Annotated in this window: 10 protein-coding genes and 1 pseudogene; all 11 read left to right on the top strand. The window is 40.2% G+C overall.

The window, feature by feature from the left end:
* Positions 1 to 10: 10 nt before the first annotated feature.
* The 11 genes and pseudogenes from OCV72_RS11010 to OCV72_RS10960 all read left to right on the top strand — a co-directional run bounded on the left by OCV72_RS11010 (position 11) and on the right by OCV72_RS10960 (position 11,050).
* Positions 11 to 883 carry a hypothetical protein gene (locus OCV72_RS11010; protein ID WP_055056627.1) on the top strand — a complete coding sequence of 291 codons (873 nt, stop codon included), beginning with the start codon at positions 11 to 13 and terminating at the stop codon, positions 881 to 883.
* Complete coding sequence (locus OCV72_RS11005) at positions 819 to 1,178, top strand: hypothetical protein (protein ID WP_155515229.1); 360 nt, start codon at positions 819 to 821, stop codon at positions 1,176 to 1,178. The genes OCV72_RS11010 and OCV72_RS11005 overlap by 65 nt, the downstream gene beginning before the upstream one ends.
* A gap of 91 nt (positions 1,179 to 1,269) precedes the next feature.
* Positions 1,270 to 1,968, top strand: coding sequence for a hypothetical protein (locus tag OCV72_RS11000; RefSeq protein WP_055056629.1), 699 nt, complete (start codon positions 1,270 to 1,272; stop codon positions 1,966 to 1,968).
* A 168-nt stretch (positions 1,969 to 2,136) separates the two neighbouring features.
* Positions 2,137 to 2,370, top strand: a complete 234-nt coding sequence (locus OCV72_RS10995; RefSeq protein WP_055056630.1) for a hypothetical protein — start codon at positions 2,137 to 2,139, stop codon at positions 2,368 to 2,370.
* A 45-nt stretch (positions 2,371 to 2,415) separates the two neighbouring features.
* On the top strand, positions 2,416 to 2,871 hold the full coding sequence (locus OCV72_RS10990) for a hypothetical protein (RefSeq protein WP_055056631.1): 456 nt from the start codon (positions 2,416 to 2,418) through the stop codon (positions 2,869 to 2,871).
* A gap of 285 nt (positions 2,872 to 3,156) precedes the next feature.
* Positions 3,157 to 4,260 (top strand): annotated as a pseudogene (locus tag OCV72_RS10985) (sugar transferase); the annotation flags it as partial.
* A 196-nt stretch (positions 4,261 to 4,456) separates the two neighbouring features.
* The gene (locus tag OCV72_RS10980; RefSeq protein WP_055283830.1) at positions 4,457 to 4,684 is read left to right on the top strand and encodes an oxidoreductase; all 228 of its coding nucleotides are present in this window, start codon (positions 4,457 to 4,459) and stop codon (positions 4,682 to 4,684) included.
* Between the two features lie 207 nt (positions 4,685 to 4,891).
* Positions 4,892 to 6,511, top strand: coding sequence for a PglD-related sugar-binding protein (locus OCV72_RS10975; RefSeq protein WP_055283828.1), 1,620 nt, complete (start codon positions 4,892 to 4,894; stop codon positions 6,509 to 6,511).
* 143 nt (positions 6,512 to 6,654) lie between these two features.
* A complete protein-coding gene (locus tag OCV72_RS10970) occupies positions 6,655 to 7,131 on the top strand; it encodes a methylglyoxal synthase (RefSeq protein WP_006427320.1) in 477 nt (158 codons plus the stop codon).
* A gap of 216 nt (positions 7,132 to 7,347) precedes the next feature.
* Entirely contained in the window at positions 7,348 to 8,877 is a 1,530-nt protein-coding gene (locus OCV72_RS10965) for a sodium:solute symporter family transporter (RefSeq protein WP_055213986.1), read from the top strand.
* Positions 8,878 to 9,061: 184 nt separating this feature from the next.
* Entirely contained in the window at positions 9,062 to 11,050 is a 1,989-nt protein-coding gene (locus OCV72_RS10960; RefSeq protein WP_022416149.1) for a 2-isopropylmalate synthase, read from the top strand.
* Positions 11,051 to 11,079: the final 29 nt, after the last annotated feature.

Genomic DNA, 11,079 nt, shown 5'->3' with positions numbered 1-11,079 from the left:
GGGTGAGAATATGGGAGAAACCACAGATAACAGACCAAATAATCAGGAAGGACAAAGTTTTACAGCAAGAGAGTTTGAACTGATACAAGAACTTGTACGTTCCCGTATGGAAAAAAACGAGGAACTACAATATGAGAGCTTTGAAGGATATGAACTGCCACCAAGAACACAGTTTTCCATGTTGAAGAAACCGGCAGTAAGTATTAAATATGGACAGTTGACCTTTAATATGGCAGCAATCCGGTTATTTGAGGGAGTAAAACATGTTCTCACAGTCGTAAATACGGAAAAAAAGAGGCTGGCTGTTGTACCTTGTGCAGAGGAAGAAAGTGCATCTGTAGAATGGGCCAGAGTCAACAAACAGGGCAAATGGGTGAATAAGAATATTACATCCGTAGATTTTGTAGAAAATCTATATCATTTAATGGGCTGGAACCGTGAGTGCAGATATAAAGTACTTGGTCGAGTAGCTGCTTCTGATCGTGGACTGATTATTGTCTTTGAAATGGAAGAAGCAATCATGTTTGCACCAAAGAAAGAAGAATATGTTGATCCAGTTACAGGAGAAACAAAAAAACGTCAGGTTAAATATTATCCGGATGCCTATAAAAACCGTATTGGTCGGTCATATACAGAATATGAACAATACCGTCAGTTAAACCTTTTTGAAGATTTCGGAAACTACAACAAGGAACATGAAAATTCAATAGGAAAGAATACAGAAGGTACAGAAGCACCTATGGGAGCAACTGTGCCTGATTATCGTATAGAAAATCAACCACAAAGCAATGTAAATATAGAAGAAGGAGTCGATGATAATGGAAATAACGAAGAAAATACCAGTACCAACCTTGGCATTACAGGGCAAATGGGATTCCATTAACATCGGGGTTGGTGTAATCGCAGCATTAGGAGATCCCTCTCATATATGCCTGCTCAGAAACATGAAAGAAAAATCACTGGCAGTAGTAGCCTGTGATGGCAAAGATAATATGTCTATCCGTGTACCGGAAGGTTTCTTAGAATTACATAAGAGCTTCAAAATACATAGCAAGCAGTTTGTATACGAAACATTGACTGACTGGGGATTGAATCCGGAAAAGACATACTCTTTTAAGGGGAAGTACCTGGAAGAACAGAAAATGGTTGTTTTTGGCTTGAAGAGTGAAGATTTATAGAAGAATCGTTGTTGAAATATTTCTTGTGTGGTAATATATAATCATAAATATGCTTGACAGATTATATTAAAAGATGAGATGGAGATGTGAAATGACTTTTCAACAGTGGTTTGATAATGAGTGGTATTCTAATTGTTTTACGATTATAACGGTAATAGTATCAGGAATTATTTCATTAGTTATTTCAGCGGCATATTATCATAAAGGAAATAGAAATAATTTGAAAATGAATATTATTCATCCGATAATAAGACTATTTGATGAGGAATATTCTCAGAAAAATTATGAAAATTTATGTGAAATATCCAAAGATTATACTAGTAGATATATGAAGAAAAATGAAATGTCATGCTTAAATAAACTTTTAGATGCATATAAGGAAGTTTGCAGATATAATGATGCATCTGTTAATGCGGATAGTTTATTTTCATATTTTGAGTATAAACTTAAAAAGAATAATATTAACCCTAAACCTGTGCGGGTAGAATATGAAGGAGAGTACGTATATGATGATTATCCACCGGATATATTTTTTCTGTCAGAAGGTTTAAAAAAAATATTAAAAGAAACACCGTTTGAATTAGAAAGTGCAGAATGCGAAGAGAAAATAAGCACACTTTACAACTGGTATTGTAAGGAATATTATGCAGCAGAACCATTGAAATATTTTGATGATTATTCGTTAGATGAAGTATTAAAAAAATCTAATATACGTGTTAAATGGAACGAAAAATTTGATGAAATTCAAAAAGCAAAGAATAAATTTTTGAATTTAAGAATTGCAAAATAATATACTTTGTAGATAGTATTTAATGAAGTATAGAAAAATAAGATTTTAGAGGAATATTATATATGGATATTAGCTTTATTCTCATGTATATAGTTTTGCCTATTATTATTTCACGAGGCTTGATAACAGGTAAAAGAACAAAAAATCATTTACGGTTAACAACAGTATATGCATTTAAAGGAGGCTTCTATTTATATTCAGCATGCGGTAGAAGAATCTGATCCAGATGAATTTCATTTATGTGATTCTACAACATATGAAACAAATACGATTGAAATATCTGATCCAGATGAGTTTTGCTTATCTGAAAAAATTATAAATAATGATAATATGTTGATGACACAAACCCGACATACATATACCATTGAAACGTCAGATGAAGATGAATTTTTGCTTATGTAAGGTGTAAAGTAGGGATAAGTTATTTATGTTTAAAGAGGTGGACAAATGCTGATTAAAGGATATAGTTTGCAAGAAGAAACGGTTTTCGAAATTGGAAAATTTACAATTTTATGGAATTGGTTTGAATGTTCTTGGTGTCATAACAATTGTAATCCAAGGAAAATCAAGCAAATAGCTACAAGAATCCATATTGATGAGGAGAAGCAGGCTCATCTTGCTGAAGTGCTCAACGAGCGTAGAAATTGGTTTGGTCAGCTTGAAGCAGAATACGTCAGAGATTCTTTACATCCTGATAATGCCAGAGCCTCCAAAGAAGAAGACATGGATGTGATGCGTCAGTTTATAACACAATCAGAAGGTGAATTAACTCGTGGCTGTTTGTTAGTATTGCACCGTATTCGCAACAATTTAATGCACGGCATGAAGCTATTGGAGGGATTAGATGGACAAATTGAGCTATTCCGAGCGGCAACTGCGGTGTTAGAAAGTATTGCTGGATAATATGAGTTAATACTGTTTCAAGGAAAATGTTTTCCGATGATTTGGTAATGAAAATAGGAAATCAGTTTAGAGTACTAGAAAGAACAAAATATGGTATTTTAATCGAAGAAATATGTGATAATAATACATATTTTGTTGTAATTAACTTATTGAGAGAGGTTTCAGGCTTTCAGTAAGTAATAGATTAAATAAGAATGTTGGTAGATAAGGGCCTTTGAGAAATCAAAGGTTCTTTTTTTGTACGGAAAAGTTGTTTCTGAGTTGACATAAGGAGGAGATATGTCCATTGTAGGAACCAGACCACCGTTGATTTCTGAGACAAATCTGTATGAATTACATCACAGAGCACGACTTGCGATCAAACCTGGTATTACCGGAATGTGGCAGGTGAGCGGTAGAAGTGATATAACAGATTTTGAAGAGGTTGTGAGACTGGATAGAGAGTATATTAATAACTGGAATATCGGATTGGATGTATTGCAGCTTGTCGGCTGGACTGCGATCATGATCTATGACGGGGCACTGGCAGCAGACGGTGTGATGCATACCGGCAGATGGATATGGTGCCTGGTGATCGGAGCATTGATCATTCTGTGGATTGTGATCGGAATTACGAATCTGGGCAAGATCAATACCGTTGCGATGGCAGCATTATTTATCCTGACACTGATTCTGTGTAAGGTGATATTTACAGGAAGCGGGGCGGGAACACCGTCTGACGACAGTATGACATTTGGAGCAGCAGTAGAGCTTGCGGTTGCGATGCCATTATCGTGGCTGCCACTGATCAGTGATTACACAAGAGAGGCGAAGGAACCTGTGAAAGCAACTGCAGTCAGTGCGGTTACATATGGAATTGTAAGCTGCTGGATGTATGTGATCGGAATGGGAGCTGCTATCATTACCGGAGAATATGACATTGCACAGATCATGTTAAAGGCAGGTCTTGGCATCCTGGGACTTCTGATCATTGTATTTTCAACAGTTACAACCACTTTCCTGGATGCATACTCTGCTGGAATCTCCAGTGAGACGGTTGTAAGCAGATGGAACGGAAAGCATGTTGCTATCGTTGTGACAGTGATTGGAACGGCCGCTGCAATTGTATATCCGATGGATAATATAACAGATTTCCTGTATCTGATCGGTTCTGTATTTGCACCGATGATCGCTATTCAGATTGCTGACTTTTTCCTGTTAAAACAAGATAAAAGCAGCCAGGCAGTGCATATGCCGAACATGATCATCTGGGTGATTGGATTCGTTGTGTACAGAATTCTTATGAATGTAGATATGCCGGTAGGAAATACATTGCCGGATATGGTGATCACGATCATCCTGTGTTTGATCGCCGGGAAATTAATACCTGAAAAAAATCAGAAAAAATAAAAAAGTTAAGAAAAATGGCCGCTGTACCGATAGTGAATAATCTGCTGGCGCAGCGGCCATTTTTTATGATTAAAATTCATAGACAAAATCTATCAACTTTCATAAAAATACTAATTTGTCTTTTATTTAACAAAATAATCAAATTATAGAGAAATGCAAACAAATACAATTATATTTTTATGGAGGTTAGTAAACTATGAAAAACAATTTTCCACACGTATTCAGCCCTCTTACGATCAGAGGTATGACACTCAAAAACCGTGTTGTAATGATGCCTATGGGAAGTGATTTCGCCGGACATGATGGGAAACTGAGCGACGAACATATCAAATATTATGAGCTGCGTGCACGTGGCGGCACAGGGCTTCTGTACGTGCGAGACGTATCATTGACGGAACGGATGCCGGACGCCATATGGTATTGAATACCCTTGAAAGATTGAACTATCTTTAAAATATGTCCCTAAAAGGGAACCCCTTTCCAATATAAATATAAATACAAAGAAGCTTCGGAGAATCCTGCTACCTGTGATTCTCCGAAGCTTTTTGTGAAAATAACTATCTCCGGGTCCACTTCTATGATATGATATAGTATAACTGATCAATAAAAAAACAATTGGGGGAAATACGTAATGAAAAGTTTGCTGATTCTCGGTGCAGGCGGATTCGGCCGGATGGTAGCGGAGACTGCGCAGGCACTGGGGTATGAAAAGGTTGTATTTTTGGATGATGCGGTGAAGGATGAAGCGGTCATCGGAATGTGCTGTGATTATGAGATCAGGCATAAGGAGTATCCGGTGGCAGTAGCAGCTTTTGGAAATAACAAGATGCGTCTGTACTGGACGGATAAATTGCTGGAAAAAGGGTATGAGGTACCGGCAATCGTGCATCCGTCTGCAGTCGTAAGTCCGAGTGCGGTGCTGGAGCCGGGCTGTTTTGTGATGCAGAGAGCAGTGGTAAATACCAATACCCGGATCGGACGTGCGGTGCTGGTGAACAGCGGGGCAATCGTAGATCACAATTCAGTAGTATGTGCCGGAGCGCATGTCGGACTGGGGAGTGTTGTAAAGTCAGACTGTACGATCGAGAGCGGATGTAAAGTGGAGGCAGGAGAAGTGATCTTCTCAACCAGAAGGAAGATCGAGGGCGTGGACAGCCGGAGTCTGGAAGATGCCGTGTACGCATTTGGTTTCGGGCAGCAGTGCAGTTATGTGAAGCCATTCGGAGAAGGACACATCAATGAGACTTATGCAGTCTATATGCCGGGCGCAGATGGAAAGGATACGCCGCTCTATGTTTTGCAGCGCATCAATATTAATGTATTCAAGAACCCGGATCAGGTAATGGCGAATATATTCGGCGTTACGGAGTATCTGCGCAGTATGATCCGTGAGGCAGGTGGAGATCTAGACAGAGAGGCATTGTCTTATATTAAGACAAAATCAGGAGAGAGCTATTTTGAAGATGCGGATGGACAGCCATGGCGCTGCCTGCATTATGTACCGGATTCTGTGTGCTATCAGATGGTGGAGAGACCGGAACAGTTCTATCAGTCGGCACTCAGCTTTGGCCATTTTCTGAAGCAGCTGGGGGATTATCCGGCCGAGAGTCTCTATGAGACGATTCCGAAGTTCCACGATACGGTGAAGCGTTTCCATGATTTCAAAGACGCACTGCGGAAAGATGTGAAGAACAGGGCAAGACTTTGCCGTGAAGAAATAGAGTTTGTACTGGCACGCGAGGATGACTGCGGTGTCCTTATGAAGCAGCTTGAGGAAGGAATACTTCCGCTCCGTGTGACGCACAACGATACCAAGCTGAATAACATTTTGTTTGATAGGAATACAGGAGAGGGACTGTGCATCATCGATTTGGACACGATCATGCCGGGACTTGCGGCAAATGACTTTGGTGATTCCATCCGGTTCGGGGCATCGACAGCGGAAGAAGATGAGAAGGATCTGAACAAGGTGCACTTTGATATAGAGCTTTACCGCATCTACGTGAAAGGGTATCTGGAGATGGCGAAGGATGTACTGACACCGGCGGAGAACGCCAGTCTTCCGTGGGGAGCGAGACTTATGACGCTGGAATGCGGTATGCGTTTTCTTGCTGACTTCCTCCAGGGCGATGTATATTTCAAAACAACTTATCCGGAACACAATCTTGTTCGGGCAAGAACACAGTTCAGGCTTGTAAAAGAGATGGAAGAACAGTTTGATCAGATGCAGGAAATCGTTGAGACGTTCTGAAAGTGATGGGCAAATTGTTGTAACTAAAATACAATTTAATTTCCAGTTTAAAGTTGACAGATAATAAAATACATTTTATTATAAATATAAGTTTGATATATAAAGATAACGAAGAGAGTTAAAACGGAAGGAGAATTCAACAGATGTTAAACGATAATTTTGTAACATTTGAAATTGGAAAAGCAAAGCATATCGCACTCGTTGCCCATGATGGTAAGAAAAAAGAACTGATTGAATGGTGCGACAAGAATAAGGAAATCTTAAAAGGTCATTTCTTATGCGGTACAGGTACAACCGCACGTCTGATCGCAGAGAAGACCGGGCTTCCGGTAAAGGGATATAACAGCGGCCCGCTCGGAGGAGATCAGCAGGTCGGAGCGAAGATTGTAGAAGGACAGATCGACTTTATGATCTTCCTGTGGGATCCGTTAGAGGCACAGCCGCACGATCCGGATGTAAGAGCATTATCCCGTATTGCCGTACTTTACGATATTCCTACAGCTAACAATCTTGCAACAGCAGATTTCATGCTGAAGTCTGAATTTATGAATTCTACATATGAAAGAAAGGTAGAGAACTTTAACAAGACCATTCAGGACAGAGTGGAGAAGATGAAATAGAAGCTAAAGAGCAGCTGTGCATTCCGCAAAAAAAGGAATCGCAGCTGTTTTTTTGCCTTTTATATATTTCTTTTATATTTCTGCAAAATAAGATTGACATACCGTATCATCTGTGTTATTCTAACACCGTAAACTTTAGCACTTTAAAGCGCAACGCTTTAAAGTGAATTAGCGAAAACAAGTAAAAAGAAATGAGGAAAGTAGAGGAGAAAAGTTATGGCGACGAAATTATTGATGCTGGTGATATTTTTTGCGATTATGGTATCGGTCGGCATCTATGCAAGAAAGCATGCGACAAGTGTAGACGGTTATGTATTGGGAGGAAGATCGGTAGGCCCCTGGCTTACGGCATTTGCGTATGGAACGTCATATTTCTCCGCAGTTGTATTCGTAGGATATGCAGGACAGTTTGGATGGAAATATGGTCTCGCATCTACATGGATCGGTCTTGGGAATGCGATTATCGGAAGTTTGCTGGCATGGGTTGTACTCGGAAGACGTACCAAGGTTATGACACAGCATTTGAATTCTAAGACGATGCCGGATTTCTTTGGTGAGAGATACGAAAGCAAGGCGCTTAAGATTACAGCTTCTGCAATCGTATTTATATTCCTGGTTCCGTATACGGCTTCTGTATATAACGGATTGTCAAGGTTATTCGGAATGGCATTTAATATTCCTTATAAATATTGTGTGATCGGAATGGCAGTGTTTACGGGAATTTATGTTATTCTTGGCGGATACATGGCTACGGCGATCAATGACTTCATTCAGGGGATTATCATGCTGGGTGGTATCGTGGCAGTTATCCTGGCGGTATTAAATGGTCAGGGCGGATTTATTCAGGCAATTAAGACAATGGCAGAGATTCCAAGTGATGTGCCGGTGACAATGGGACAGCCGGGCGCGTTTACTTCATTCTTTGGGCCGGATCCGTTAAATCTTCTGGGGGTTGTTATCTTAACTTCTCTTGGAACATGGGGACTTCCACAGATGGTTGGTAAGTTCTATGCGATTAAAGATGAAAAATCAATTAATACAGGAACTGTGATCTCTACGTTGTTTGCGATCGTGATCTCCGGAGGATGTTACTTCCTAGGAGGATTCGGAAGATTGTTTGATGCACCGGAATTACATGATGAGGCGGGCAATATGATCTTCGACGGAATCATTCCACATATGTTATCAACACTTCCGGATATCCTGATCGGTATCGTAGTAGTGCTGGTATTATCGGCTTCCATGTCAACCCTGGCTTCGCTGGTATTGACATCCAGCTCGACATTGACTTTGGATTTCTTAAAAGACAATGTGATGAAAGATATGAGTGAGAAGAAACAGGTACGAACCATGCAGGTGATGGTAGTATTCTTCATTGTATTATCAGTAGTGATTGCAATGGATCCACCTACATTCATTGCACAGCTTATGGGAATTTCCTGGGGTGCACTGGCCGGAGCATTCCTTGCACCGTTCATGTATGGATTGTACTGGAAAGGTGTGACAAGAGCCGCGGTCTGGGCAAGTTTTACGGCAGGTGTCGGAATTACGGTTTTGAACCTCTTCTTCCACTTTATTGCATCTCCGATTAATGCAGGAGCAATTGCGATGGTAGCAGGACTGATCGTAGTGCCGGTAGTGAGTGTACTTACACCAAAACTTAAGAAAGACAGGGTGGATGAGATATTTGCCTGCTATGATGAGAAGGTTACAATCACCAAGAAACGTTCTCTGGAACAGAATTAATCGAAATAATCTGAAAAATCGAACATATTAAAAAACATCAAGGGAAGTGATTAAATTTATCACTTCCCTTTTGCGTAGGGATGTGTTAGGATATAAAAGTATTAAAAATGAACAACAAAATTGATGATTATTATTGCAAGATGATAAGATTTGAAATATTGGGTAAAAGGAGAGGCTTTTAATTATGAAGAATTATCAGAAATATGAGAAAAGTTATTTCATGCCGCCTGAGGTCACATATGACTGGGCAAAAAAAGATTCGGTAGAACAGCCGCCGAAATGGTGTAGTGTAGATTTAAGAGATGGTAACCAGGCATTGATCGAACCAATGAGTCTGGATGAAAAGCTGGAGTTCTTCCAGATGCTGGTTGATATCGGATTTAAGGAGATTGAGGTTGGATTCCCGGCTGCTTCCGAGACAGAGTATCAGTTCATGAGAACTTTGATTGAGAAAGATATGATTCCGGATGATGTAACCGTTCAGGTCCTGACACAGGCAAGAGAACACATCATCAAGAGAACATTTGAAGCTGTAAAAGGAGCACCTCACGCAGTGATCCATTTATACAATTCTACCTCTGTTGCACAGAGAGAGCAGGTGTTCAGAAAAGATAAAGAACAGGTAAAGCAACTTGCGATCGACGGGGCAAAATTACTTCTGAAGCTGGCTAATGAGACAGATGGTAACTTCACATTTGAATACAGTCCGGAAAGTTTCCACGGAACAGAAGTGGACTATGCCGTAGAAGTTTGTAACGCTGTTCTGGATGTATGGCAGCCGACAGCTGATAATAAAGCAATCATCAATATTCCTACAACTGTAGAAAATGCAATGCCTCATACATTTGCATGCCAGTTAGAGTATGTACATAAGCATTTGAAACACAGAGAGAATGTGGTACTTTCACTTCATCCACATAATGACAGAGGATGCGGAGTGGCAACTGCAGAACTGGGTATTCTTGCAGGAGCTGATCGTATCGAGGGTACATTGTTTGGAAACGGAGAACGTACCGGTAACGTTGATATCATCACACTTGGAATGAATATGTATTCCCAGGGTGTAGATCCGGGACTGGATTTCTCTAATATGAGAAAGATCCGCGAGACATATGAGCGTCTGACCAGAATGCAGGTATATGACCGTCAGCCATATTCCGGAGACCTGGTATTTACTGCATTTTCCGGATCACATCAGGATGCGATTGCCAAGGGTATGGCATGGAGAGATGAGAAGAAATGTGATAAATGGACAGTTCCGTATCTGCCGATCGATCCAAAAGATGTCGGAAGAGAGTATGATTCGGACGTTATCCGTATCAACAGTCAGTCTGGTAAGGGCGGCGTAAACTACATCTTAATGCACAGCCACGGAATCAATCTTCCAAAGGCAATGCGTGAAGAAGTAGGATATATGGTAAAAGATGTATCGGATAAAGCACACAAAGAGCTGACACCAGACTGGGTATACCAGATCTTCTCTGATCACTATATTAATACCAAATCCATCTTCCATATTGATGAGTGCCATTTTAAACAGGTAGACGGAATTACCGCAGAAGTGACGATCAATCATGCAGGAGAGAGTAAAGTGATCACTTCGAACGGAAATGGACGTCTGGACGCAGTAAGTAATGCAATTAAGCAGTATTTCAATATCAGCTATGAATTATCCTTCTACGAAGAACATTCGCTTACAAAGGGATCTTCTTCTAAGGCTGTTGCTTATGTGGGAATTATATGCAACGGAAAGACATTCTGGGGTGTAGGAATCGATCCGGATATTATCAGAGCTTCCATTGAAGCCTTGATCGTTGCGGTAAATAAGATTGAAGAACTCGGGAGTGCTGATGCATGTACGGATGCAAGAATGATCGAGATCATGAATTATGTACAGGCAAATTATATTGACATTACATTAGATGACCTGGCAGAAAAATTCTTCCTGTCCAAACCTTATCTGTCAAAATACATTAAGGAAAAATCCGGAATGACATTTGGGGATCTGGTGAAGAAAATCCGCATGAAGAAAGCGAAAGCACTGCTCAAAAGCAGTAATATGACAGTCGAGAACATTGCAATGTCAGTCGGATATCAGAATGTTGAGCATTTCAACAGACTGTTCAAGAAAGCTTATGATATGACTCCGATGCAGTTTAGAAATCAGAAATAAAATAAGTAGTGAAAAGTTGCGAGGGATGT

This window comes from Dorea amylophila (assembly GCF_025567265.1).
Taxonomy (GTDB): Bacteria; Bacillota; Clostridia; order Lachnospirales; family Lachnospiraceae; genus Dorea_A; species Dorea_A amylophila.
The sequence above is the reverse complement of the archived record's forward strand: the minus strand, read 5'-3'. Positions and strand labels throughout refer to the sequence as shown.